The following is a 24,790-nucleotide window of genomic DNA, read 5'->3' as shown; positions in this document are numbered from 1 at the left end:
ATGCTCGCCATGCACACTGCCGCTTTGCCTCTCAACCCAGTCCCTCTTCGCCAAGATGCCCAAGTCATTGGCTTGGTGGGGTTGGCGCATGCCACGTCGCATTTTGCGCACTTGTTGCTGGCGCCACTTTTCCCGGTGTTTATCAAAGAGTTTGACCTGACGTTTTCAGATGTAGGCTTTTTGGTGACCTTGTTTTTTGTGGTCTCAGGGGTGGGCCAGGCCTTGGCGGGATTTGTGGTTGACCGCATTGGCGCACGGCCTGTATTGTTTGCGGCTATGGCTATTTTTTCGTTGGCAGCCATGTGCGCTGCCACGGCTACTGGTTACAACGGCCTGGTGTTGGTGGCCTTACTGGCGGGGCTGGGCAATGCGCCGTTTCACCCAGCAGACTTCACTATTCTCAATCAGCGCGTGTCTGAGCCGCGCTTGGGCTATGCCTTTAGCGCGCATGGCTTGACAGGTAACTTGGGCTGGGCGGTCGCGCCGCTGTTTTTGGTGGGTATTGCCAGCTTGTCGCATTGGCGGGTAGCGTATTGGTGCGCCGCAGCTCTGTACCTGGTGGTGCTGGCCTTGTTGTGGTTTAACCGTGACCGCTTGTTGACGTCCACGGCCAAATCGCGTGCTGCGGACAAGTCTTACGTGGCCTCTACCGAGCATCCACTGGCTTATCTGAAATTGCCAGTGGTGTGGTGGTGTTTTGGTTTTTTTATGTTGTCTACGATGACGCTGGCTGTGGTGCAAAGTTTTGCGCCGTCCATCTTGCAAAAGCTGCATGGCGTGAGTTTTGAGGCAGCCTCACTCACGCTGTCGGCCTACATGCTCAGCGGCGCCTTGGGTATGTTTGTGGGTGGTTGGGTAGCGGCCAAAAAGGCCACCTTTAGCGATCGTGTGGTGGCTTACGCCATGGCTGCTGGTGCGGCGTTGTTGCTGTTATGCGCAACGTCTGTGCTGGGTGCCATGGGCACCATGGTGGGCTTGGCCGCCACAGGTTTTGCGGTGGGCATAGGCGGGCCCAGCCGCGACATGATGATTCGAAAAGCCACACCCAAATCGGCCACGGGCAGGGTGTACGGCACGGTCTACTCTGGCTTAGATGTAGGCTTTGCCTTGTCGCCGCTGGTGTTTGGTGCACTGATGGACGCTGGCCACTACCAAGCCACCCTGGCAGGTGCCGCAGCCGTGTTGCTGGCCTCTGTGGGCTTGGCCTTGGGTGTGGGGCGTTTGACCCGTCAGGCCGCGGCGCAGACCTAGGCGTATGCGTTAACCATAAAGGCATTTATGCAAGAAAAGCTGGCAGGCCATTGGCTGGTGGAGTGTCTGATAGAGCAGGGTGCCACACACGCCTTTGGTGTGCCCGGTGAGAGCTATCTGGCGGTGTTGGACGGTTTGTACCAACACAGCGCGCGCATTCAATTTGTGACCTGTCGCCAAGAGGGCGGCGCTGCGTTTATGGCCGAAGCCCATGGCAAGCTCACCGGTCGCCCGGGCGTATGCATGGTGACACGCGGGCCAGGTGCGACCAATGCCAGTATTGGCCTGCACACCGCGTTTCAAGACAGCACGCCCATGTTGTTGCTCATTGGTGATGTAGCCAGTGACTGCCGCGATCGCGAAGCGTTCCAGGAAGTCGACTTTGTCCAGATGTTTGGCCCCCTGGCCAAATTGGTAGAGCGCATTGACGACGCTACCCGCATACCCGAATACGTGCAACGCGCTTACGCCACGGCCATGAGCGGTCGCCCCGGACCTGTGGTGTTGGTACTGCCGGAAGACATGCTCACGCAAGTGGTGCCGCAGCAACTGTGGTCATTACCAAGCGCCTTGGGTGCTACGCAAGCTGTAGCCATAGGCTTGGCACCATCCGTGATTGACAAGGTGCAGGCGGCGTTGCAACAAGCCCAAAAGCCCTTGGTGGTGCTGGGCGGCAGCGGCTGGACCCCACAAGCCGCGCGCGACATGCAGCGCTGGGCAGAGCACTGGCAGCTGCCAGTGACCAATGCCTTCAGGTTTCAAGATTGCTTTGACAATCACCATACGCAGTACGCTGGTGACGTGGGCTTGGCCATCAACCCGCAGTTGGCCAAACGCATGGATGAGGCCGACTATTTGTTTGTCATTGGTGCCCGCCTGGGCGAGTCTACGACAGACGGCTACACACGCGTGCGCTCGCCGCTGCCTGCGCAGCGCTTGGTGCATTTACATGCAAGTGCTGAAGAGTTGAATCGGGTGTTTAAAGCACATATCAGTGCTTGTGCCGATATGTCCAGCGCTGCGGCGGCCTTGGCCAATAGCTGCGCTGGCGCTGCGCCTGCCGTGCCATGGGCAAACTGGACCCAGCAGCTGCATGCCCAATACCGGGCGCACATAGACCCAGCCAATGGCGGCACGCAGCTGCCAGGCACCATAGACATGCCCAGCCTGATAAACAGTTTGGGCAAACAGCTACCCGCCAATGCAGTGCTGACCAATGGCGCGGGCAACTTCGCCAGCTGGCTGCACCGCTTTTACCGTTACACAGGTTTGGCCAGCGGCCATAAAACGCAGTTGGCGCCTACCAATGGTGCCATGGGCTACGGCATACCAGCGGGCGTGGGGGCGGCCATCGCCACCGGGCGCGTGGTGTTGACGATTGCGGGCGATGGTGACTTTTTAATGAACGGCCAAGAGCTGGCCACAGCCAGCCAGCACGGCGCAAAAACCATTGTGTTGCTGCTTAACAATGGCATGTACGGCACCATTCGTATGCACCAGGAGCGCCACTATCCCACACGCTCAAGCGGCAGCGCCTTGGTCAATCCAGACTTTTGTGCGCTGGCCAAAGCCTATGGCTACGGTGCACAACGCATTACCCACACCCATGAGTTTGAGCCCGCCTTGCAACAGGCCTTGGCCAGTAGCTCTGGCTACCTGATAGAGGTGGTGCTGGATCCAGAGGTCCTCACCACCAAGGCCACTTTGTCAGCGATACAGCAACAAGCCCTGGCTGCACAGACGTAAGGCGTAAAAAAACCACCCAGGCGCTTGGCGCTTAGGTGGTTTTTTGCAGGGCCACCGGCTTACGACAGGTGCGCGCTGATCAGCTTGGTCATTTCAAACATGGTGACCTGGTCTTTGCCAAAAATCACTTTGAGCTTGGCATCGGCGTTGATGTTGCGCTTGTTTGCTGCGTCTTGCAGGTTGTTCTTCTTGATGTATTCCCAAATCTTCTTGGTGACTTCTGTACGGGGAATAGGTGTGGCACCGATGACGGCGGCCAAGTCGGCGCTAAGGGTCATGGGTTTCATGAAAGCGGCATTGGGTGCGCGCTTGGCTGCGGGTGCTTTTTTAGCTGTCGCCATTGTTGGAAAATCCTTTTGTGGTGTACGTTAATGTCAACAGAGCTTGCGCTTGCAAATAACTGTTGACCCGACCAAGCCATGCTACCGGATAACAGTGGTGATAAGTTGCCCAGAATGATTTTTTTTCCAGGCACAGCCAGTGCATATAGTTACTTGGTATTCTTTATGGCTCCTTGTTAAGGTTTTGAAAGCTGATTTCGTACCAAATTGCGGCCTTTGGGTTGTTAAAGTGCCCAGGTTCCATGTTTCACCATTGATGCCTCCAGCACACTTAAGTCAACCAAACGTTATGAATCCAGCAAATACCGCCTGCACACCTGTGCACATCTCAACGTGCGACTTGTGCGACGCCTACAAGTCAGACGCATCGTGCTCTGTGTGGGCCTTGCCCAATGTGTGGCGCTCGTTTGGCAAGCGTGATTATTTCGCAGGGCCTGTGACCACGGTGCAGTGTTTGGACGACAACAGTCTGGTGAAGGCCGCTGTTGAGTCACCAGGCCTGGGCCGTGTGTTGGTGGTAGACGGCGCGGCTAGCTTGGCCAGGGCCTTGCTGGGCGGCAACCTGGGTGCTGCCGCAGCAGTCAATGGTTGGGCGGGCTTGCTGATCAACGGTGCGGTGCGTGATGTCGCAGAGCTGGCGCTGTGCGAGGTGGGTATTTTTGCGCTGGCTTCTAACCCTATGCCCACAGATCGTAAAGGGCAGGGGCTGGCTGACGTATCCGTGCATATCCAAGGTTGCCACATTCGAGCAGGTGACTGGCTCTATGCGGACGCTGATGGCGTGGTGGTGAGCCGAACACCCATACACGCGTGAGCAATTCATGCCCAGCAACAACACGCCAGCGTTTAGGCTGTCAGACCTTTGTAGGCCATGTATAGCGCCAAGCCCAGCAGCAAGCTGGCAAATACCCTTTTGAGCTTGGGCACGGGCAGGGCGTGCGCTGCTTTCACACCCAAGGGCGCCATCACCACGCTGGCAATGGCAATGATGATCAGTGCTGGCAAGTAAATGTAGCCCAAAGCGCCTGCAGGCAAATCAGTCACTTGTTGGCCAGACCACACGTAGCCCACCGCATTGGCCAGTGCAATAGGAAAGCCCAAGGCCGCACTGGTGGCTACCGCGTGATGAATGGCCACATTACACCAGGTCATAAACGGCACACTCACAAAGCCACCGCCGGCGCCTACCAGTCCAGAGGCAAAGCCAATGACGCCACCGGCACCCAGCAAGCCACTTTGGCCTGGTAAGGTGCGCCCCGGTTTGGGCTGCTTGTTTCTGAACATTTGAAACGACGAAAAGCCCACAAATGTGGCGAACACCAGGGCCAAAGACGTACCCTTTAGCAGGGCGAATACGCCCAAGCTCGCGACCAATGCGCCCAGCACAATGCCCGGTGCCAAGCCCCTCACAATGTCCCAACGCACGGCGCCTTTTTTGTGATGGGCGCGAACGCTGGACAAGGACGTAAATACGATGGTGGCCATGGACGTCGCAATGGCCATTTTGACGGCCAGTGCGCCGTCAACCCCGCGCTGGGACAGCAAGTAGGTGAGAAACGGCACCATGAGCATGCCTCCGCCAATACCCAGCAAGCCAGCCAAAAAGCCGGTGACCAATCCTAGTGCCAGCAGCTCTACAACAATTACCAACCAAGGCCATTCAAAAGAGTTGAGCATCTGCATGGCTGGCGTTGTGGGTAGTGGCTAAAAAGAAGGGTGTCTGCAAGCACCGCCTGGCCGCATTCCTGAACCTAAGGGTACAGGTGGGCCAGATCAGACATGGCGTCGGGTTCATCTGACGCGAGACGCTCACACCAGCCAAGCAATGTTTCTAGCCCTAGCTCTATGAGCATTGGTACAAGGAAATATTAGCCAAGCGCGTGCCGCAGACAGCGCTATTGTAGGGCTAGGGGCCTACAACAGTTGTCCGTCTTGCGCCAATGCCTCATCGAGTTTGTCAATCAATGCAGCAATGGTTGGGCTGGGCTGCTCGTTGGTAGTTGTGTTGCCAGACGGCGCGCTTGCCGCTGGTACCTGAGCCCCTTCGAAAGCCATGTTCAAGCAGGCCAGCACCGCAATGCGCTCACGCGCCTTGATCTTGCCTGCGTCTCTGATGCCGCACATGGCTGCATCTACCTTGGCCGCTGCTGAGGTGATGGCGTCTTCGCCGCCGTCTGGGCTGGCCAGCACATAGCTTTGGCCCATGATTTGAACTTCTACGCGGCTCATGGCTGAGTGTCCTCGGGTTGCGCTGATGCAGCTGACGGGTCTGACAGCGGCTGTGGCAGACCAGTTATCAATGCGTCCATACGTTGTTTGGCCGCGGACAAGCGCATTTTTAGCAAGTCGCGGTCGCGATGGCAGACGTCTAGCTCGTCTTGTAGCAAAGCGTAGGAGCGCTGTAGCTCCTCGTGACGCAACAACAAGCGCTCAACGCGCTGGGTTAGTTGTTCAAGTTGTTCATGTGTGGCCATGGCACCTATTCTAGGGGCTTTACAATATGCTTGTTGGTGCTCACAGCCGTGTTCTGCGGCTGTAGTTCAACGGGAATCAGGAGGGCGAGTAAACCCACGCGTTTACACACACCTAACCTGAGCTGCCCCCGCAACGGTAAGCGCAGGCTTGTTTTTTGAAAATTCAAGCCAAAGTTTGTCCATGCCACTGAGTGCTTTGCACTTGGGAAGGCGACAAGCTAAAAGCGTCAGCCCGGATACCGGCCAACAACGTTGTGCGCGTTGCAAAACCTGCACAGTTTCGTCCAATTACTGTCGGGGAAGGCGGTAGGGGCTTATCTGTTGGTATTTACTCATGAGAAAACATTCATTGCGCGTTCGCGCAAATCGTCTAGTCATGGCAGGCTTTGCTGTGCCCGTGTCCATTGCGGCCTTTAGCTCAGCTTTGGCGCAGACCTCGCAAATGCCCCAAGTGTTGCCGGTAACGGTGGTGAGCGCCGCCCGTTATGAACAGCCCATTGAGGATGTCGTGGCAGACATTACGGTTATTGATAGAGCTGAGATTGAGCGCTACGGCGCGGGCACCATCAATGAGCTGCTGTCGCGCTTGCCGGGTGTGCAGTCTATTGATGTGGGCTCGCCCCAATTGTTCATACGTGGTGCCAATGCCAATATGACTGCCGTCTATGTCGATGGTGTTCGCGTGGATCCGCAAGACAAAGGCAGCGGCAACCCTAGGCTGGGCACTTTAGACCTCTCGCAGGTACAGCGAATTGAAATTCTTCGAGGTTCTGCCAGCAGCCTCTACGGCGCAAAGGCCATGGGCGGCGTTATTCAACTGTTCACCGATGGCGGCCAGCCAGGCGCGCGCGCCAACGTAGGTGCTGGTAGCGAGGGGCTCAAAACAGGTGGCTTTGGTTTGTCCGGTCAAGTCGATGACCAATTGAGCTACCGCTTTGGCTTGCAGCGCAGCACTTCTGATGGCTACTACACAGATCTCACCCCACTTAGCATGGCAAGCTCTATGCCTTGGCGTAGAGGATCTTTGAATGCAGGCGTTGACCTCAAAATTAACGCAAGTCACACGTTGCGGTATGTGCTCAATGCAACTGAATATGATGCGGAGTCAAATTCCGATGTGTACGATCCCGTGACCTGGCAGCGAGCTTTGGGACCTAACGCGCGCGCGCGTTCCAATACTGTTACGTCAGGTTTGCGGTGGAGTGGTACGTGGACAAATACTGTGCGCAGTGAGGTAGCTCTTTCCACTACAAGAATGGGCGTTCATGGCAGTTTGCCCGAAACATTCGAGACTCGCGCATGGGACTTCAGTGCGCAGGTGCTTGCTAAAACAGAGGCCGGTGAGTTCGGCCTGGGACTAGAGCAGAAATTGGACAGGCTACAGGCGGATCGCGACGCCAATAACCTTGCTGTGTCGGGCAGTCGCGGGCAAACTGCTGCGAGCCTTAGCTGGTCGCACCGCGTGCAGCAATTGAGCTGGCAGGTCAATTTGCGCGTAGACGATGATGAGTTTTTCAGTCGGACAACGTCTGGAGGCTTGGCCGGGGCTTTCCAAATTACGCCAGCACTAAAGCTTCGTGCCGGGGTGAGCACAGGTTTTCGAGCGCCAACACTTGAGCAGATCCTGGGAGCCTACGGTTCGCGAGACCTCAAGCCAGAAAACAGCTTGAGTAAAGAGCTTGCCTTGGCGTATTCGCAAGGCGCAGATAGCGCAAGTGCCACGCTGTACAGCACACGCTTTAACGACATGCTCGCAACCGACTCGTCCTTCAATTGGAAAAATTTGGCGACGGCGGACGTTGAAGGTCTAACACTAAGCGCCCGCACAAAGGTAGGCGTTGCAACGGTGCTTGGTAGTTTCGACGCGATGCGTGCGCGCAATGGCGAGACAGGTCAGCCCTTGAACTACCGCCCTGATGAGTCGGCGACCATCGACGTCATGGTACCGGTATCAGACTGGCGCGTTGGCGCACAGTGGCAAGGTGTTGGGCAGCGTTACTACAGCGCAGGAAGTCAGTCATTGCGTGGCTACGCCTTGTTAAACCTGTACGCCAGCAAAGCGCTAACGCCCAACTGGACATTGCAAACACGTCTGGACAACGCAGCCGACCGCGATTACGACGGCGACGGCTACAACGCCACGCCAGACCGCCGCTGGTTTGTGGGCCTTCAGTGGCAAGACCGCTAAACTGCCAAGCATGAACCCACACGGCCCACAACGCATTGTTTGCCTCACAGAAGAAACCACAGAGTGGTTGTACCTGCTGGGGCAGCAGCACCGCATTGTGGGGGTGTCGGGGTATACGGTGAGGCCACCACAGGCGCGGCACAACCACCCGCGTGTGAGCGCGTTTTTGAGCGCCAAAATAGACAGGATCCTGGCGCTAAAGCCTGACTGCGTGTTTGGCTTTTCAGACTTGCAAGCCGACATTGCTGCGCAGCTTATTCGCGCGGGTGTACAGGTCACCGTGTTCAACCAGCGCAGCGTTGACCAGATATTTGCCATGCTGTACCAAGTAGCGGCCATGGTGGGTTGCGCCGAGCAAGGGTTGGCGTGGATAGAGCAGCGCCAAGCGGCATTGGCCGCCATGCGTCAAACCAGCGCAGCTTGGGCGCGCAAGCCGCGTGTGTATTTTGAAGAGTGGGACCAACCACACATCAGCAGTATTCAGTGGGTGTCTGAGTTGGTTGGCATTGCCGGTGGTGTGGATTGCTTTCCCGAGCTGTCTTGTGAGAGCCTTGGCAAAAACCGCATCATCGCTGACGGCCAAACCATAATTGATAGACGGCCAGATATTGTGGTGGGTTCCTGGTGCGGCAAGAAGTTTCGCGCTGAAAAAGTAGCCGCCCGAATGGGTTGGGAGCAAGTGCCTGCGGTTGTCAACCAACAACTGTTTGAAATAAAGTCAGCCGACATATTGCAGCCCGGACCAGCGGCGCTGACCGACGGTGTGGCGCAGCTGCACGCCATCATGCAGCGCTGGGTCCAGCAGCATGGCTAGCAGCTGCCGCTAGCACTGGGTCTGCGTTTACAAGACATTATTTGGGCTTGTTGGTTTTAGGGCGGTAATCGCAAGCGTGGCTCACCGCGCACTCCCAGCATCTGGGCGTGCGGGCCTGGCACACGTAGCGCCCATGCAAGATCAGCCAGTGGTGTGCGTCCACCATGTAGCGCGCCGGTATGCGCTTTAGCAAGCCTTTTTCTACTTCCACCACGTTTTTGCCGGGCGCTAAACCTGTGCGGTTGCCCAGTCTGAAAATATGGGTATCCACCGCCATGGTGGGTTGACCAAAGGCCACGTTCAACACCACATTGGCAGTTTTGCGACCCACGCCCGGCAGCGCTTCGAGCGCCTCGCGGTTGTCAGGCACTGCGCTACCGTGTTCGCGCAGCAATATCTCACAGGCTTGCATGAGGTGGCGCGCCTTGCTTTTGTACAGTCCAATGGTTTTGATAGCGTCTTCCAGGGCGGGCAAGCCCATGTCTACTATGGCTTGTGGTGTGTTGGCGCGCGGAAACAGTTTGGCTGTGGCCTTGTTCACGCCCACGTCTGTGGCTTGGGCGGACAACAGCACGGCGGCCAACAACTCAAACACGCTGGTGTAAGCCAGCTCGGTTTGGGGAGACGGGTTGGCCTTGGCCAAGGTGGCAAAAAATAGCTCAATGTTGGCTTTGTTCATGCGCGAAGTGTACGGTTGTTTGTGCACAATGTAAGGCCAACCCGTTCAACTCCAAAGCCTTACCGCTATGACCGACGCTTTCAATACAGACTTATTCGCCCAGCGCTTATCCAACGTAGAGACTTCAGCTATTCGCGAGTTGTTCAAGGTACTAGGTCAGCCCGGCATTATCAGCTTTGGTGGTGGCTTTCCAGACCCCAGCTCGTTTGATGTGCAAGGCATTGCGCAGGCCGCTCAGCAAGCGCTTTTAGACCACCCGGTAGCCGCCTTGCAATATGGTGCAACAGAAGGCTTTGAGCCACTGCGCGTGCAGTTGGCCGCCTTGATGGCCAGCAAAGGCGCAGCCGTTGAGCCTGACGAATTGATGGTGACCACAGGCAGTCAACAAGCCTTGGACCTCATTGGCAAAACACTGATTAGCCCGGGCGATAAGTGATTGTGGAGGGTCCCACGTTTTTAGCGACTATCCAGTGTTTCCGCTTGTATGGCGCGCAGCTCATTACAGCGCCTGTTGACGGCAACGGCGTGGATGTCGACAAACTGGCTGAGTTGATAGACGAGCACCAGCCCAAGTTTGTGTACCTCATCCCCACCTTTGGCAATCCCAGCGGCGCTACCTTGTCACTAGAGCGTCGCAAGCGGTTGCTGAATATGGCGGTGCAAAAGCGCACACTCATTGTCGAGGACGACCCCTATGGAGACTTGTACTTTGACGAGGCGCCGCCGCCCAGTTTGTTGGCACTGAGTGCCCAAGTGCAGGGCAGCCGCCAATGGCTTGTGCACAGTGGATCCTTGAGTAAAAACCTAAGTCCAGGGCTGCGTGTGGGCTGGATGATTGCGCCTGCGCCGTTGCTGGCCAAGGCCGCCATGTGCAAGCAGTTCAGCGACGCCAACACCAGTACCTTCGCCCAAGCTACAGCGGCCGCGTATTTGGCTTCAGGCCGCTTGGCAAAAGCCTTGCCCAAGATGCGCAGCATGTACGCCAAGCGTGCCGCGTGTATGTGTAACGCCCTTGAGCGAGAGTTGGGCGAGGCCATTCGTTTTGTGCGCCCCTTGGGTGGTTTGTTTGTGTGGGCGCAGCTCACAGGTGCCAACGGTGCCAGCACAGACAGCGCGGCACTGGCCCAAAAAGCCATTGCCCTGGGCGTTGCATTTGTGCCAGGCGCGCCATTTTTCGCCAACAACCCAGACCACACTGCGTTGCGCCTAAGCTTTGCCACCATGAGCGAAGACAACATCGAGGCGGGTGTGTTGAAACTCAAGGCGGCGTTGCAGGTTAGCCCCGCTTTGTGAGGCACTTGACGAATGATTGTCTAGTGATTTTTTGCTTGGTAGGCGTTGGCCAGCAGTTGCTCAAGGCTTACAAAGGCCAGCGCTTTTTCATGTGTGCTGTCCAGCACCACAGGCGGAGCCACACCAGCTTCTAGCGCCTCGCGCCAGCGTGATGCGCACAAACACCAGCGGTCGCCTGCGCGCAAGCCTGCAAAGCGGTGGCTGGGTCTTGGTGTTATCAGGTCGTTGCCGTGCGCCAGTGAGTACTGCAAAAACGCATCGGTTACACGGGCGCACACCACGTGGCTACCTTGGTCTTGTTCATCGGTATTGCAACATCCATCGCGCCAGTAGCCGGTCAGTGGGTCAAAGCTGCAAGGCACTAGGACTGTGCCTAAGACATTACGGGCTGTGACAAGGGGCGAGTCTGATGAGTCGTCTGGTTGAATATCATGCGTCATGCCTTTATTGTGCGGCCAGTACTGGTCGTCGCGCGGCGTGATGCACAATGCCAACTGGTTCAACGGGTGTTTTTTTGGCAGCATGGCAAGTAGCAACAAGCAAGGTACAAGTAACAGCGGCAAGGGGCTGGCCAGTTTGGCAGGACTTTCGTCGTCTGCATTGGTGTACAGCACCGATGTGGGCACCACGTGCCCTGCCGCCAGGCGTTGAGCGCTTGCGTGTGCACAGACCCCAACGCTTTACTGGGCGATGGCCAAGTGCGTGTGATGCTCGAAAAACGCAAAGGCAAGGTCGTAACCGTGGTGACTGGCTTGGCTTTGAGTGCCGTTGATATTGCAGCCGCTGGTAAAGCCCTGCGCCAAGCCTGCGGCAGCGGCGGCACCAGCAAAGACGCAACCATAGAGGTTCAGGGCGACCACCTGCAAAAGTGCGCGCAATGGCTGCGCGCCAAAGGCTTTCATGTGGTGCAGCCCAAACCATGATTGCACCGCAAGACCTACAGCTGCTGGTGGACACCAAAATGCCGTTTGGCAAACACAAAGACCGCGTTATTGCCGACTTGCCAGGCAATTACCTCAATTGGTTTGCACGCGAGGGCTTTCCCAGTGGGCGTATTGGCGAGTTGCTGCAACTCATGCACGAGATAGACCACAACGGCCTGAGCGATTTGTTAAAACCATTGCGGCACCCGCCACGCGCATGACTTATACCGTCAAGATTTATACCGGCGACGAGACGACGCAAGAGCAAAGAGCCTTGGCTGCGCAGCGCTTTTGCGCTGCTTTAGAGGCTTCGCTGGGCGACGCCAGTTTGGTGGTACCCATGTACACCATGTACCAGCGCTTGGTCGTTACCTTTGGCGAGATGCCAGACGTGGAGGTGATGAACCAAGCTGAGCGCGAGGTATTCGAGAGCTGGCAACAGGCCGAAACTGCCGCTGTGCAAGCCGCCTTTGGTGAGCACCGTTATCTGGACGAAGGTGGCTACGAGCTGCGGCTGGGCTAGCTTGGCAACACTGTTAACAGTCGGTCCAGGCCACCTTGATTGATCGCAACATCTGCTTGCGCGCGCACGGCCGGCTTGGCGTGAAATGCCACCGACAAGCCTGCCACACTCATCATGGGCAAGTCGTTGGCACCGTCGCCCACGGCTATGGTCTGGCTTGGCTTGCAGCCCAGTTGCTGGCACAGATCTAAAACGGTTTGGCGTTTTACGTCGCCGTCACATATGTCGCCCCAGCTTTGCATCAGCAGCTTGCCAGTGAGCTTGCCATCTTCCACTTCCAGGGCGTTGGCTCTGGCCATGTCAAGCCCCAGGCTGTCTTTGACGCGGTCTGCAAAGTAAGTAAAACCACCGCTCACCAACACGCAATACAGGCCAGCCGCTTTGCACGCCTGCACCAAGGCTTGTGCACCCTCGTTTAAGCGCAAGCGCTGGTGGTACACAGCATCGAGGTGGGCCAGTGGCACACCCGCCAACAGCGCCAAACGCCTTGTTAGGCTGTCTCTGAAGTCTGTGAGCTCACCGCGCATGGCCGCCTCAGTGATGGCGGCGACTTCAGCTTTTTTGCCAGCAGCGTCTGCAATTTCATCGATGCACTCGATGTTGATGAGCGTGGAGTCCATGTCAAATGCAATGAGCTTGTATTGGCCAAGCGGTTGCAGGCTTGCGCCTGTCTTGAGCAGCAGGCCAGGTGCGTGCTGGGTATGCGTGTGGGTGTCAGCTTGATTGGTCATGGCTTAAACGGTTGGCTATTTAGACTGTCAGTTCTTGTGCTGGTGCGTTGGTAGGCTCGCCCAGGTTGCGCAACACATCGCGCACCATGTGTGCACGCAGGTTGGGGTCTGGCAGGGCTTTTTCTATGCGCAGCTTGTCATTGCCTGCCAGCTTGATGTGGCGGTTTTTTTGGATCATGGCAATGATTTTGGCGGGGTCTATGGGTGCATCTTTCTTAAACGTGATGTTGATCACTGTGGGCGCAGCGTCAACCTTCACCACGCCGTATGGCGCGCACAGCACGCGCAGTCGGTGAACGTCTACCAGCGCCACAGCTTGTGGCGGCAGCTTGCCGAAGCGGTCTGCAATTTCCTCCATCAATCGGTCAATACTGTCTGTGGTTTTGGCTGTTGCCAATTTTTTGTAAAAGCTCAAGCGCAAGTGCACATCACCACAATAGTCGCTGGGCAACAGCGCCGGTGCGTGCAAGTTGATGTCGGTGACCACAGCCAGCGGGCTGAGCAAGTCGGGTTCGCGCCCAGCCTTTAGGCTGGCCACAGCTTCGGCCAGCATTTCGTTGTACAGCTGAAAACCCACCTCAAGCATATTGCCGCTTTGGTTTTCGCCCAGTACTTCGCCCGCGCCACGAATCTCTAGGTCGTGCATGGCCAGGTAAAAGCCTGAGCCCAGCTCTTCCATTTCTTGAATCGCCTCCAAGCGTTGAGACGCTTGTTTGGTCAGGCTTTGCGTGTCGGGCACCAGCAGGTAGGCATAGGCTTGATGGTGGCTGCGGCCTACGCGTCCGCGCAGCTGGTGTAGCTGCGCCAAACCAAATTTGTCAGCGCGCGCCATCACGATGGTATTGGCGGTGGGCACATCAATACCAGTTTCAATGATGGTGGAACACAACAACACATTAAAACGCTGCGCCACAAAGTCACGCATGACGGCCTCCAGTTGGCGCTCAGGCATTTGACCGTGTGCAATGGCAATGCGCGCCTCGGGCAAGTAAGCCTCAAGCTGCTGCTTGCGGTTTTCAATGGTCTCCACTTCGTTATGCAAAAAGTAGACCTGACCACCACGTTTGAGCTCACGCATCACCGCCTCGCGAATCACGCCCTGGCCCTCGTTGCGTACAAAGGTTTTGATGGCCAGGCGGCGCTGCGGTGCTGTGGCAATCACCGACAAGTCGCGCAAGCCCTCAAGTGCCATGCCCAAGGTACGCGGTATGGGGGTGGCGGTGAGTGTGAGCACATCTACCTCGGCGCGCATGGCCTTCATGGCCTCTTTGTGGCGCACGCCAAAGCGGTGTTCTTCGTCGATGATTAACAGTCCCAAATCCTTGAACTTGACAGACTCGCTGAGCAGCTTGTGTGTGCCCACCACAATATCGACTGTGCCTTCAGCCAAGCCTTTGGCAGCAGCGGTAATTTCTTTGGCTGACCGAAAGCGGCTCATCTCGGCGATTTTGATAGGCCAGTGCGAAAAGCGGTCTATGAGGGTTTGGTAATGCTGCTCAGCCAGCAAGGTGGTGGGCGCTAAAAACGCCACTTGTCGACCACCCGTAACCGCCACAAACGCCGCGCGCAAAGCCACCTCTGTTTTGCCAAAGCCCACGTCTCCACACACCAGTCTGTCCATGGGGCGTGGCGAGATCATGTCCTGAATAACGGCGTGGATGGCGCCGCGTTGATCGGCGGTTTCCTCAAAGCCAAAGTCATTGGCAAAGCGTTCGTAGTCGGCGGGGCTGTACCTGAATGCGTGACCCTGGCGGGCTTGGCGGCGTGCGTATATGTTGAGCAGTTCGGCGGCTGCATCACGCACTTGCTCGGCGGCTTTCTTTTTGGCTTTTTCCCATTGGCCACTGCCTAAGCGGTGCAGTTTGGCCTCATCGGCGCTCACGCCGGTGTAGCGGCTAATGAGGTGTAGCTGACTCACTGGGACGTACAGTGTGGCGTTGTCGGCGTACTCGAGGTGTAAAAACTCCTGTAATGAAACGTTGCCGTTCTGGTCTACGCCTTGCCCCAAGTCCATGTTGATCAGGCCGTGGTAGCGGCCAATGCCGTGTGCGCTATGCACCACGGGGTCTCCGACGTTGAGCTCGCTCAGGTCTTTGATCAGCGCGTCCACATCGCTGGCTTGCTCTTGTCTGCGGCGTCTGCGGGTGGTGGGCGCAGTTGCAAAAAGCTCTGTTTCTGTGATCAGTGCCACAGTGGTTTCTACCGCTACAAAACCGACGCTGAGGTTGGATACCACTATGCCGACGGGCTCGTCGCTGGCTTCAAAGGCTTGCAAGCTGTCAAAGCTGGGTGGCGCAATGCCGCTGGCGCGCAAGAAGTCTTGCAAGCTTTCGCGTCTGCCTTCGCTCTCAGCACACAACAGCACACGCCAGCCACCGTTGGTGATGAAGCGCTTGAGCTTGATCAGCGGCTCGTCGCCCCCGCGCTCGACAGTCAAGTCTGGCAGCGTGGCAAATGCTGGGAATGGGTTGTTGGCCGGGCTGTCTAAAGCTTGCTGGTGATCAACGCTAAAGGTCTTAAAGGCCAGCTGTGCGTGGGCATTGGCGTGGGTAAAAAACGCTTCAGCGCTTAAAAACAGACTGGCTGGTGGTAAGGCGGGGCGCTCTGGATCACCTGCCAGCAGGCGGTGCCTATCGGTGGTGTCGCGCCAAAACTGGCCAAAGGCGCTTTCCAGGTCGCCCACCAGCGCTACGGTGGCGTCGGCGCCGAGGTAGTCAAACACGGTGGCTGTGTCGTCAAAAAACAGGGGCAGGTAGTACTCTATACCCGCAGTGGCAACGCCATTGCCCATATCTTTATAGATGCGGCTTTTGGTGGGGTCGCCTTCAAGCACTTCGCGCCAGCGGCTTCTGAAGCGCGCGCGTGCACTATCGTCCATGGGGAATTCGCGCCCTGGCAACAGGCGCACTTCAGGTACGGGGTATAGGCTGCGCTGGCTGTCTGGGTCAAAGGTGCGAATGCTGTCGATTTCGTCGTCAAACAAATCGACGCGGTAGGGCACCAACGACCCCATGGGGAACAAGTCAATCAGGCCGCCGCGCACGGCATACTCGCCCGGGCTGACCACTTGCGACACATGGTTGTAACCAGCCGTAGTGAGCTGTGCGCGCAGCTTGGTCTCGTCTAGCTTTTGCTTGACCTTGAATTCAAAGGTGTAGCCCGCTAAAAATGACGGCGGCGCTAAACGGTACAAGGCTGTGGTGGCCGGCACCAGCACCACGTCCGCACCGGCCTGGGCATCGCGCTGCTTGATGCGCCACAGCGTGGCCAAGCGCTCGCTGATGAGGTCTTGATGCGGTGAAAAGTGGTCGTAGGGCAGTGTTTCCCAGTCTGGGAACAAAGCGCCACGCACGTCTGGCGCAAAAAATGCCATCTCGTCCAGCGAGCGGGTGCTGGTGGCTGCGTCAGCGGTGACTATCAGCAAGGGCCTGCCAGCTGCTTTCTCTCGCACAGCCAGCTGGGCCAGCCACATGGCGTCGCTAGAGGCCTTGGGCTGGGGCAAGGTAAAGCGTTTGCCGGCGCTTAGTTTGGGTAGTTGCATATAAAACTGGGGTGTCTATTGAGACTTCTGGATTGCGCACAACGACAAAACCCCGATTCGCAGTGCGTCGGGGTGCAACATGCAGTTTACCGCCTTGCCTACAATGGCGCGACACCCAAGCAAATAACCATGAGTAATCCCCCCACTTTTAGTACCTTGGCCCAGCCGCATGGCGTGCCCCTGCGTTGCCACACCGTCGTGCCTTGCGCAGGTGTGGGCCAACGAGCCTTGCAGCCAGGCCACGCCTTGGCCAAGCAATACCAGATGCTTGAACGTGTGCCTTTGGTGGTGCATACCTTAAAGGCCTTGGACCTTGTTGATGTTGATCACGCCAGTGGCGGCGCGTGGCATGCAGGCAGCCAAGTTGCGGTGTTGTCGCCTGGAGACGACTTGTGGCCAAGCTTTGTTGCGCCGTTGGTGTCTGGCTGGCTGGCCGCACCGGTTGGGGGGCTAGCCGGGCCGAGTCGGTGCTGAATGGTTTGCAGTATTTGTCAGGCAGCTGTGATGCCCAGCCCAGCGACTGGGTACTGGTGCACGACGCTGCACGCTGCCTGGTGCAGCCCAGCGCCATACATACGCTGATTGCGGCTTGCGTGGCGCACAAGCGTGGTGGTTTGCTGGCGCTGCCCGTGCCCGACACCATTAAAGTGGCGCGCCAAGATGATCTTGGTCAAGGCGTAGCTGCCGTGGCCGATACCGTGGTACGCAGTGGCAAGTGGCTGGCGCAAACGCCACAGTTGTTCAAGCTGGGCAGTTTGCTCAATGCGTTACGGGATGCGCAAGCCGATGAGCAAGCGTGGCCGCACATAACCGATGAAGCCAGCGCCATGGAGCGCATGGGCCAGTCGCCTTTGTTGGTGCCCAGCGGCGCGGACAATTTTAAAGTAACCTACCCCACAGACTTTGATCTGGCCGGCGTAATGCTGCGCGGACGCAAGTCACAGACCAGCGCCTAGACGGACGCAAAGAGCACAGCATGAGCATCAACACACCACCACCACAAACGACACCTGGCCCCAGCTTTCGCATAGGCCAAGGCTGGGATACCCATGCCTTGGTCTACGGGCGACCACTCGTATTGGGCGGCGTGACCATACCGCACAGCAAAGGTTTGTTGGGCCACTCGGATGCCGATGCGTTGTTGCACGCCATCATTGACGCCATGTTGGGTGCTGCGGGCATGGGCGACATTGGCGGCCTGTTCCCTGATACAGACGCTGTCAACAAAGACGCTGACTCGGCACTGTTAACAGCTCAGGTTGTTGCCAAGTTGCATGGGGCGGGGTGGTTTGTGGGCAACGTGGACTGCACCGTGGTGGCTCAAGCGCCCAAGCTGGCGGCGCATCGATCAAGCATGACCAAGCGCATTGCACAGCTGCTGCAGGTTGAGGCTGACTGCGTGAACGTCAAAGCCAAGACAGCCGAAAAAATGGGGCCTGTGGGTGAGGGCAAAAGCATTGAGGCACAGGCGGTGGTGTTGATCACCAGGCGCTAACCGCAGTTGCGAATAAACAGAGCATGGACTGCATCAAGTCCTGTCGCTGTGAGCGCCCATGGCTGACGCTGCCACCAATAGCTGAGCTGTATCCCCATGCGTTGGGTTTGGGCGCATGTAGCCGCTATACCAAGCCTTTAATGGTTTGTCTGGGCGTGCCGGGTGTGCGGCTCCACTCGCTCCAGCTGCCAGCGTACAAGGCAGGCATGGGCAGGCCAGCCAAGGCCATGGCGACCACATTGGGCACGGCGCTTACGCCGCTGCCGCACTGCATCACAACGGTGGCGGGGTCCCGCCCGGCTAAGGTTTGCGCCCACAAGGCTTGCAACTCTGGTGCGCTCTTAAACAAACCATTGCTGTCAAAGTTGGTGTTAAACGGGTGATTGCGTGCCCCAGGGATGTGGCCTGCTACGGGGTCTAGTGGTTCTGTCTCACCCCTGAAGCGTGGCACGCTGCGCGCATCCACAACACACTGTGTATCTGGCTGGTGTTGCAAGTTGCTCAGTACTGTGGCGGTGTCACGCCATTGCACCAAAGGTGCTGCAAGCGGGTAGTCTTTGGCAGGAGCAGGCGGCACTGTGGTGTTGGACACCGCTCCACCTGCGGCTTGCCAAGCGGCTAAGCCGCCATCCAGTATGGCTACAGCTTGGTGGCCACACCACTTCAACATCCACCACGCGCGTCCGCAAAAGTTGTTGCCGTTGCGGTCGTACACCACCACTTGCGTGGTGGGCGTGATACCCCACAAGCCCAGTTGCGAGGCAAACCATTCACGTGTGGGCAGCGGGTGGCGGCCTGCGTTAACCGCTGGTACGTCGCCATGCGCACTGAGATGTGAGTCCAGGTCGGCAAAGTGTGCGCCTGCAATGTGACTGGCCGCGAAAGCTTGTCTGGCAGTGTCTGGGGCATTCAAGTCAAAACTGCAGTCCAGTACGCAGACCTTGTCTTGGGGTAAGGCCAGCAGTTGTGGTGCAGAGATGATGAGGTCAAACATGGTGCTCATGAGTCGATGGTGCTCGCGGTTTAGGTCAGTTGTTCTTGTGGTGGTGTTGGCGACAGGCTGCGCGCGCGCAGCACCGTGGCTGCAATGCCGCTTGCCACTATAAGCGCCATGCCGCCCCAACTGCTGGGGGGCAAGTGGTCGTCAAACAGCCACACGCTGTACAGGCTGGCCACCACAATGCCTGCGTATTGCAGATTGGCCACCAGCAGCGTAGCGCCGCTGGCGTAGGCTTTGGTCATGCAAATTTGGCCCAGTAGCGCGAGTATGCCCACAGGTAGCAGCCACACGGCGCCCCATAAGCTAAACGCTTGGGCGTCTAAAGCGTCTGTACTGGCAACACCGGCACCCACCACCATAGTGCCTATGCCGCCTGCTATGGCTGCACCCAATGAAAAGTAAAACACCACCCGGGTCTCGGGTTCACCCACCTTCGCTAAAGCGGACACCTGCAAGTAGGCCAGCGCGGCCACCACACCAGAGATCAGGCCCACCAGGGCCGCAAAGCCTTGGTCGGCGTTAAGAGTAGGGCGCAGCAACAGTGCCACACCTGCAAAACCCAACAAAATGGTGATAACCAAAGGACCTTGGCGTGCCAATGGCTCGCCTGGGCGTTGCATGATCAGCGCGCCGCCTACCAGGAAGGTGGCAATCCACACGCTGCTCATGTAGTTCATGGTCATGGCCGTCGCCAGCGGAATGTGCGCGATGGCGTAAAACCAGCAACACAGTGAGATCACGCCTACTGTTGCGCGCCACAAATGCATCATTGGAAAACGTGTTTTAAAAAATGCCAAGCCTGCGCCTCGGTAGTGGCACCACCACAGCAAGCCCATCACGCCAATCAAGCCGCGGTACATCACGATTTCAAAGTTGTTGAAATGCGCCGATGCCAGCTTGACGCACACGCCCATGGTGGCAAATAAAAAGGCTGCTAGCAGCATCCAGAGGGCTTGCATAAGGCGGTGACGGTGTGGTTTGAAGACGAAAAAAAGCGCTTGCCAAGCAATGCTCAACAAGCGCCATAGCTTACCGCTAAAGGTCTTTTGCGGCACTGGTGCTAGCCGCTGTGCGATGCCTTGTCGAGGTTCATTTTGCTGTTGTACCACTCGTGAAAGTGCTGCATGCCGTCTTCCATTGGGCTTTGGTAGGGGCCTACTTCGCTGTCACCACGCGCGAGCAAGGCGCGTCGGCCCTCGTCCATGCGCTCTGCGATTTCGTCGTCTTCAACGGCGGTTTCCATGTAAGCCTCGCGTTGCGCCTCTACAAACTCGCGCTCAAACGCAGCGATTTCTTCCGGGTAAAAGAATTCCACCACGTTCATGGTTTGTTGTGGCCCCATGGGGTGCAGCGTTGATACCGTCAGCACATGCGGGTACCACTCAATCATGATGTGCGGGTAGTAGGTGAGCCAAATGGCACCGTACTGCGGCAGCTCACCTTGGCGGTATTGCATCAGTACGTCGTGCCAGCGCTGGTAGGCAGGGCTGCCGCTTTGTTTGAGGTTGGTCACACCCACGGTTTGCACCGAGTACTCGGGATTGAACTCCCAGCGCAAGTCGTCGCAGGTCACAAAGTTGCCAAGGCCTGGGTGAAAGGGCTCTACGTGGTAGTCCTCCAGGTAGACCTCGATAAAGGTTTTCCAGTTGTAGTTGCACGCGTGCATTTCCACATGGTCTAGCACGTAGCCGTCAAAGTTCAAGGCGCTTGCCGGGCCAAGGCCCGCCAAATCAGCCGCCACGTCGCGTCCGTTGTCTTCGAACAGCAAGCCGTTCCACTCGCGCAGCCTGTATTGGTTGAGGTTTAGACAAGGGTCTTGGCTAAAGTGTGGCGCGCCCAGCAGTTGGCCTTTGTCGCTGTAGGTCCAGCGGTGCAGGGGGCATACGATGTTGCCACCCGCGCTACCGGCCTGCGTTTGGCTTAAGTTGCCTTGGCCCTTTAGCATCACGGCCTGGCGATGGCGGCACACGTTGGACAGCAGCTCTATGCCGTTTGCGCCGTGCACCAGAGCTCTGCCATTGCCTTCGTGCTGCAGGCTGTAATAGTCGCCACGCTCGGGCACCGCAAGGCGGTGGCCCACGTAGCGAGGACCAGACTGGAAGATGGTTTCCATCTCGCGCTTGAACAGCGCATCATCAAAATAACTGGAAACCGAGAGTTGACTCTTGGCCTGCTGAAGTTGAAGACTTAAATCAGACATGTTGGTCTTGACCTATAGACTCCCCCTATGAAGGGGCAGGTGGGCGCGCGGCTCAAAGGCTGCACAAAATGATTTTGCCTACAGGTCAAAACCTGCTGGTGCGGCAAACTCCTGAAAGTTTTAGCGAAGCATGGGATTTTAACCTGCTCAAATACCTATGTCATCCCTAGGCTATTTGCAAAAGCCCCACCGCACCGATGGGCGAAAACCCGGCACGTGTGAGCACCTAGAATAAGCCGGATCACACAACGCCCAGAGCAACCACCTACTCATGACTAAAAGCAGCACCGCAAAAGCCAAGGCCACCACCGAGACCATTGTTGAGGGCCCAGTGCCAGCCAACTACGAAGCCGCTGTGAGTGAGCTGGAAACCTTGGTGGCCCAACTGGAGGCTGGTCAATTGCCGTTGGACCAATTGTTGGGCCAGTACAAGCGAGGCGCGCAGCTGCTGCAATATTGCCGCGCCCAGCTGGATGCTGTTGAGAACCAGGTGAAGGTTTTAGAGGGTGATCAAGCCAAAGCCTGGGAGCGTGATGCGTGAGCGCGCCAGGTTTTGACATTGGCGCTTGGCAACAAGCGCGCCTCGATGAGGTGGAGCTGGCGCTGTTGCAAAACCTGCCCAGCAGCGCGCCAGCAACCCTGTTAGAGGCCATGCAATATGCGCTAACAGGTGGTGGCAAACGCATGCGCCCCATGTTGGCCTTTGCGGCCTGCGAGGCTGTTGCCCAACAAGACACCCATTTGCTGGCTGCAGCCCAACGCGACGCTGCCATGCGCGCGGCCTGCGCTGTTGAGATGATTCACGCCTACTCGTTGGTGCACGACGACATGCCCTGCATGGACAACGATGTGCTACGCCGCGGCAAGCCCACTGTGCACGTGCAATACGGCCAAGCCCAAGCGCTTCTTGCAGGAGATGCATTACAAGCACAGGCGTTTGTGGTGCTCACTCAGGACGGCTTGAATGACGACAGTGGCTTGCCGGTGGCAGCCCAGCTGCGCTTGTGCCAGTTATTAAGCGTAGCCGCCGGCGCGCAAGGTATGGCAGGTGGACAAGCCATTGACTTGGCCAGCGTAGGCCTGCCGCCTGACCTGGCCCAGCTTGAGCACATGCACGCCCTTAAAACAGGTGCGCTGATACATGCAGCCGTGTTGATGGGGGGCGTGTGTGGCCATGCCAGCGCGCAAGAGTTGGCGGCATTGGACACATACGGCAAGAAAGTGGGATTAGCGTTTCAAGTGGTTGACGATGTGTTGGACGTGCTGGCAGACACCGCAACCTTGGGCAAAACCGCTGGCAAAGACGCTTTGGCCGACAAGCCGACTTTTGTCTCTTTAATGGGCTTGGATGCGGCAAAAGCCTATGCGCTGCAGGCCATAGCGCAATCCAAGGCCGCACTAGATGATGCAGGACTGGACAACAGTCCGGCGCTGCGAGCCCTGGCCGACCAAATTGTGGCGCGCAGCCATTAAATAAACGCAGGCCAAGCAGCAATACACCAATGGAAAATGCAGACATGAACCAGCCCGATCAGGCTTCTTTTGACGTGCTAAACGCCGTAGATTCGCCTGCAGACTTGCGCGCCATACCGCGCAGCCAGCTCGGTACGTTGAGCGACCAGTTGCGCGCCTATCTGTTGCAAAGCGTGTCCAAAACAGGTGGGCATTTGAGTTCCAACCTGGGGACTGTCGAGTTGACTGTGGCCTTGCACTACGTCTTCAACACGCCAGATGACCGCATCGTGTGGGACGTGGGCCATCAAACCTACCCGCACAAGATACTCACTGGCAGGCGCGAGCGCATGGCATCGCTGCGCCAGAAAGGCGGCATCAGTGGTTTTCCGGTACGCAGTGAAAGTGAGTTTGATGCCTTTGGCACGGCTCACTCGTCTACCTCTATCTCTGCCGCCTTGGGTATGGCCATGGCGGCCAAGTTGCAAGGCTCGAGTCGCCACAGCATTGCCGTGATTGGTGATGGCGCGCTGACCGCCGGCATGGCGTTTGAGGCCATGAACAACGCCGGTGTTGAAGACTGCAAACTGCTGGTCATCCTGAACGACAACGACATGTCGATCTCGCCTCCCGTTGGCGCGCTCAACCGCTATTTGGCCCAGCTGATGAGTGGGCAATTTTATGCAGCGGCCAAAGATGTGGGCAAGCGTGTACTCAAGGTGGCGCCGCCCTTGTTCGAGCTGGCCAAGCGCCTGGAAGAAACGGCCAAGGGCATGGTCGTACCGGCCACCTTGTTTGAGCAGTTTGGCTTTAACTACATAGGCCCCATTGATGGGCACGACTTGGATTCACTCATACCCACACTAGAGAACATCAAGCACTTGGAGGGTCCACAGTTTTTGCATGTGGTCACCAAAAAAGGCCAAGGCTACAAGCTGGCCGAGGCCGACCCCGTGGCCTATCACGGCCCAGGCAAATTTGATCCCAGCGTAGGCCTGACACGTCCGGCGCAAACACCCAAGCCTACGTTCTCCAATGTGTTTGGCAACTGGTTGTGTGACGCAGCTGCAGCAGACGAGCGCGTGATTGGCATCACGCCGGCCATGCGCGAAGGCTCTGGCATGGTGGCATTTGCCAAACAATTCCCCAAGCGTTACTTTGATGTGGGCATTGCCGAGCAACACGCCGTGACCTTTGCTGCGGGCATGGCGTGCGAAGGACTGAAACCAGTAGTGGCGATTTACTCTACGTTTTTGCAGCGCGGCTACGATCAGCTGGTGCACGACGTCGCACTTCAGAAGCTGCCCGTCCTATTTGCCCTGGATCGTGCAGGTATCGTGGGCGCAGACGGTGCCACACACGCCGGTGCTTACGACATACCGTTTTTGCGTTGCATACCCAATATGGGCATTGCGTGCCCAAGCGACGAGGCGCAGTGCCGTGGCTTGTTGTCCAGCGCGTTGTCTTGCGACTACCCAGTGGCTGTGCGTTACCCGCGTGGCAGCGGCACAGGTGTCGACGCTGGTGCGTCTTTGGACGCGCTGCCCGTTGGCAAGGGGGAGGTGGTGCGCACTGGCAAGGGTGTGGCCGTGTTGGCGTTTGGCACGCTGCTGCACATGGCCCGACAAGCGGCTGATGCGCTGGACCTCACCCTGGTCGATATGCGCTGGGTCAAGCCCATAGACCAGGCGTTGCTGGCGCAGCTGTGTGCCAACCACCACAGCTTTGTCACACTGGAAGAGGGTGCAGTGGCGGGCGGTGCAGGCAGCGCTGTGTTGGAGTGGTTGCAGGCCAACACCCATGCCCACCCCGTGTTGCAACTGGGCTTGCCCGATACATTTATGGAGCACGGAGACCCTGCCAAGCTACTCGCCGAAGTGGGTTTGAGTGCGGCCGGTGTTGAAGACGCTATACGCGGCAGATTTTTTTAATACTTGCACGGTTGCCGCGCTGACCGATGCGCGACGGCTGTGGAATTGTTGCTGACTGCTTGCTGACGCTTGTGCAGGCCTTTCATGTCAGTGTGGAAAAAATTTCACTGCAATTGCCCAGCTATGCTCAATGCCTTCAATGCCGCGCGGGTATTGGCATACGTTGGTATTCAGAGGGAAAACCCGCGCAAAAAATGGCGGTTCGTAT

At 57.5% G+C, this 24,790-nt stretch carries 24 protein-coding genes, 1 other RNA gene, 2 pseudogenes and 1 riboswitch; of the genes and pseudogenes, 15 read left to right on the top strand and 12 right to left on the bottom strand.

Annotated features, from left to right (window positions below):
• Nucleotides 1–9 precede the first annotated feature (9 nt).
• Nucleotides 10–1,251, top strand: coding sequence for an MFS transporter (locus tag LN050_04325; GenBank protein UFS57315.1), 1,242 nt, complete (start codon nucleotides 10–12; stop codon nucleotides 1,249–1,251).
• A 27-nt stretch (nucleotides 1,252–1,278) separates the two neighbouring features.
• Nucleotides 1,279–2,997 carry a thiamine pyrophosphate-dependent enzyme gene (locus LN050_04320; protein ID UFS57054.1) on the top strand — a complete coding sequence of 573 codons (1,719 nt, stop codon included), beginning with the start codon at nucleotides 1,279–1,281 and terminating at the stop codon, nucleotides 2,995–2,997.
• A gap of 59 nt (nucleotides 2,998–3,056) precedes the next feature.
• On the opposite strand, the gene LN050_04315 is transcribed toward LN050_04320, so the two are convergent.
• Entirely contained in the window at nucleotides 3,057–3,338 is a 282-nt protein-coding gene (locus LN050_04315) for an SWIB/MDM2 domain-containing protein (protein ID UFS57053.1), read from the bottom strand.
• A 289-nt stretch (nucleotides 3,339–3,627) separates the two neighbouring features.
• Here LN050_04315 and rraA point away from each other — a divergent pair, with 289 nt between their 5' ends.
• Nucleotides 3,628–4,152: a ribonuclease E activity regulator RraA gene (gene rraA, locus LN050_04310; protein UFS57052.1), complete on the top strand. Its 525-nt coding sequence runs from the start codon at nucleotides 3,628–3,630 to the stop codon at nucleotides 4,150–4,152.
• A gap of 32 nt (nucleotides 4,153–4,184) precedes the next feature.
• Here the strand turns inward: rraA and LN050_04305 are convergent, their stop codons facing one another.
• The 4 genes from LN050_04305 to LN050_04290 form a co-directional block, all read right to left on the bottom strand.
• Nucleotides 4,185–5,021 carry a sulfite exporter TauE/SafE family protein gene (locus LN050_04305; protein ID UFS57051.1) on the bottom strand — a complete coding sequence of 279 codons (837 nt, stop codon included), beginning with the start codon at nucleotides 5,019–5,021 and terminating at the stop codon, nucleotides 4,185–4,187.
• 30 nt (nucleotides 5,022–5,051) lie between these two features.
• Nucleotides 5,052–5,233, bottom strand: a non-coding RNA gene (gene ssrS, locus LN050_04300) — 6S RNA.
• A 19-nt stretch (nucleotides 5,234–5,252) separates the two neighbouring features.
• Complete coding sequence (locus LN050_04295) at nucleotides 5,253–5,567, bottom strand: cell division protein ZapA (protein UFS57050.1); 315 nt, start codon at nucleotides 5,565–5,567, stop codon at nucleotides 5,253–5,255.
• Entirely contained in the window at nucleotides 5,564–5,812 is a 249-nt protein-coding gene (locus tag LN050_04290; GenBank protein ID UFS57049.1) for a DUF904 domain-containing protein, read from the bottom strand. The genes LN050_04295 and LN050_04290 overlap by 4 nt, the downstream gene beginning before the upstream one ends.
• A gap of 17 nt (nucleotides 5,813–5,829) precedes the next feature.
• Nucleotides 5,830–6,075, top strand: a riboswitch (cobalamin riboswitch).
• A 113-nt stretch (nucleotides 6,076–6,188) separates the two neighbouring features.
• On the opposite strand from LN050_04290, the gene LN050_04285 reads away from it, so the two are divergent.
• Both LN050_04285 and LN050_04280 read left to right on the top strand, forming a co-directional pair.
• Nucleotides 6,189–8,000, top strand: a complete 1,812-nt coding sequence (locus LN050_04285; GenBank protein ID UFS57048.1) for a TonB-dependent receptor — start codon at nucleotides 6,189–6,191, stop codon at nucleotides 7,998–8,000.
• Nucleotides 8,001–8,010: 10 nt separating this feature from the next.
• Nucleotides 8,011–8,814, top strand: a complete 804-nt coding sequence (locus tag LN050_04280) for a cobalamin-binding protein (protein UFS57047.1) — start codon at nucleotides 8,011–8,013, stop codon at nucleotides 8,812–8,814.
• A gap of 37 nt (nucleotides 8,815–8,851) precedes the next feature.
• Here the strand turns inward: LN050_04280 and nth are convergent, their stop codons facing one another.
• Nucleotides 8,852–9,493, bottom strand: a complete 642-nt coding sequence (nth, locus tag LN050_04275; protein UFS57046.1) for an endonuclease III — start codon at nucleotides 9,491–9,493, stop codon at nucleotides 8,852–8,854.
• Nucleotides 9,494–9,560: 67 nt separating this feature from the next.
• Between nth and LN050_04270 the strand changes: the two are divergent.
• Nucleotides 9,561–10,786, top strand: a pseudogene (locus LN050_04270) (PLP-dependent aminotransferase family protein).
• Nucleotides 10,787–10,806: 20 nt separating this feature from the next.
• Here LN050_04270 and LN050_04265 read toward each other — a convergent pair.
• Nucleotides 10,807–11,226 (bottom strand): DUF2237 domain-containing protein, encoded by a 420-nt coding sequence (locus LN050_04265; GenBank protein UFS57045.1) that lies wholly within the window; start codon nucleotides 11,224–11,226, stop codon nucleotides 10,807–10,809.
• Between the two features lie 136 nt (nucleotides 11,227–11,362).
• On the opposite strand from LN050_04265, the pseudogene LN050_04260 reads away from it, so the two are divergent.
• From LN050_04260 to LN050_04250, 3 genes and pseudogenes are all read left to right on the top strand, one after another.
• Nucleotides 11,363–11,709: pseudogene (locus tag LN050_04260) on the top strand (stress response translation initiation inhibitor YciH).
• Nucleotides 11,709–11,930 (top strand): DUF3820 family protein, encoded by a 222-nt coding sequence (locus tag LN050_04255; GenBank protein ID UFS57314.1) that lies wholly within the window; start codon nucleotides 11,709–11,711, stop codon nucleotides 11,928–11,930. Before LN050_04260 ends, LN050_04255 begins: the two are co-directional and overlap by 1 nt.
• Nucleotides 11,927–12,232 carry a hypothetical protein gene (locus LN050_04250; protein ID UFS57044.1) on the top strand — a complete coding sequence of 102 codons (306 nt, stop codon included), beginning with the start codon at nucleotides 11,927–11,929 and terminating at the stop codon, nucleotides 12,230–12,232. The genes LN050_04255 and LN050_04250 overlap by 4 nt, the downstream gene beginning before the upstream one ends.
• Here the strand turns inward: LN050_04250 and serB are convergent.
• Nucleotides 12,229–12,963: a phosphoserine phosphatase SerB gene (gene serB, locus LN050_04245; protein ID UFS57043.1), complete on the bottom strand. Its 735-nt coding sequence runs from the start codon at nucleotides 12,961–12,963 to the stop codon at nucleotides 12,229–12,231. The genes LN050_04250 and serB overlap by 4 nt on opposite strands.
• 19 nt (nucleotides 12,964–12,982) lie before the next feature.
• Entirely contained in the window at nucleotides 12,983–16,504 is a 3,522-nt protein-coding gene (gene mfd / locus LN050_04240; GenBank protein ID UFS57042.1) for a transcription-repair coupling factor, read from the bottom strand.
• 129 nt (nucleotides 16,505–16,633) lie between these two features.
• Here mfd and LN050_04235 point away from each other — a divergent pair, with 129 nt between their 5' ends.
• From LN050_04235 to ispF, 3 genes are read left to right on the top strand one after another with little or no spacing between them, the layout of a single operon-like run.
• Nucleotides 16,634–16,978: a hypothetical protein gene (locus tag LN050_04235; protein UFS57041.1), complete on the top strand. Its 345-nt coding sequence runs from the start codon at nucleotides 16,634–16,636 to the stop codon at nucleotides 16,976–16,978.
• A gap of 5 nt (nucleotides 16,979–16,983) precedes the next feature.
• Nucleotides 16,984–17,460: a 2-C-methyl-D-erythritol 4-phosphate cytidylyltransferase gene (locus LN050_04230; GenBank protein ID UFS57040.1), complete on the top strand. Its 477-nt coding sequence runs from the start codon at nucleotides 16,984–16,986 to the stop codon at nucleotides 17,458–17,460.
• Between the two features lie 20 nt (nucleotides 17,461–17,480).
• On the top strand, nucleotides 17,481–17,999 hold the full coding sequence (ispF, locus tag LN050_04225; protein ID UFS57039.1) for a 2-C-methyl-D-erythritol 2,4-cyclodiphosphate synthase: 519 nt from the start codon (nucleotides 17,481–17,483) through the stop codon (nucleotides 17,997–17,999).
• Nucleotides 18,000–18,123: 124 nt separating this feature from the next.
• Here the strand turns inward: ispF and LN050_04220 are convergent, their stop codons facing one another.
• The 3 genes from LN050_04220 to LN050_04210 all read right to left on the bottom strand — a co-directional run bounded on the left by LN050_04220 (nucleotide 18,124) and on the right by LN050_04210 (nucleotide 21,199).
• Nucleotides 18,124–18,993 carry a sulfurtransferase gene (locus LN050_04220; protein UFS57313.1) on the bottom strand — a complete coding sequence of 290 codons (870 nt, stop codon included), beginning with the start codon at nucleotides 18,991–18,993 and terminating at the stop codon, nucleotides 18,124–18,126.
• A gap of 29 nt (nucleotides 18,994–19,022) precedes the next feature.
• Complete coding sequence (locus LN050_04215; GenBank protein ID UFS57038.1) at nucleotides 19,023–19,958, bottom strand: DMT family transporter; 936 nt, start codon at nucleotides 19,956–19,958, stop codon at nucleotides 19,023–19,025.
• Between the two features lie 101 nt (nucleotides 19,959–20,059).
• Nucleotides 20,060–21,199 carry an aromatic ring-hydroxylating dioxygenase subunit alpha gene (locus LN050_04210; GenBank protein UFS57037.1) on the bottom strand — a complete coding sequence of 380 codons (1,140 nt, stop codon included), beginning with the start codon at nucleotides 21,197–21,199 and terminating at the stop codon, nucleotides 20,060–20,062.
• Nucleotides 21,200–21,470: 271 nt separating this feature from the next.
• Between LN050_04210 and LN050_04205 the strand changes: the two genes are divergently transcribed.
• The 3 genes from LN050_04205 to dxs are packed head-to-tail and all read left to right on the top strand — an operon-like array spanning nucleotide 21,471 to nucleotide 24,582.
• Nucleotides 21,471–21,740, top strand: a complete 270-nt coding sequence (locus LN050_04205; GenBank protein ID UFS57036.1) for an exodeoxyribonuclease VII small subunit — start codon at nucleotides 21,471–21,473, stop codon at nucleotides 21,738–21,740.
• On the top strand, nucleotides 21,737–22,672 hold the full coding sequence (locus LN050_04200) for a polyprenyl synthetase family protein (protein UFS57035.1): 936 nt from the start codon (nucleotides 21,737–21,739) through the stop codon (nucleotides 22,670–22,672). The genes LN050_04205 and LN050_04200 overlap by 4 nt, the downstream gene beginning before the upstream one ends.
• A gap of 29 nt (nucleotides 22,673–22,701) precedes the next feature.
• On the top strand, nucleotides 22,702–24,582 hold the full coding sequence (gene dxs, locus LN050_04195) for a 1-deoxy-D-xylulose-5-phosphate synthase (GenBank protein UFS57034.1): 1,881 nt from the start codon (nucleotides 22,702–22,704) through the stop codon (nucleotides 24,580–24,582).
• The last annotated feature ends 208 nt before the right edge of the window (nucleotides 24,583–24,790 follow it).

The sequence above is a fragment of the Comamonadaceae bacterium M7527 genome, assembly GCA_021044545.1.
In the GTDB taxonomy this organism is placed as follows: Bacteria; Pseudomonadota; Gammaproteobacteria; order Burkholderiales; family Burkholderiaceae_C; genus RS62.
The sequence above is the reverse complement of the archived record's forward strand: the minus strand, read 5'-3'. Positions and strand labels throughout refer to the sequence as shown.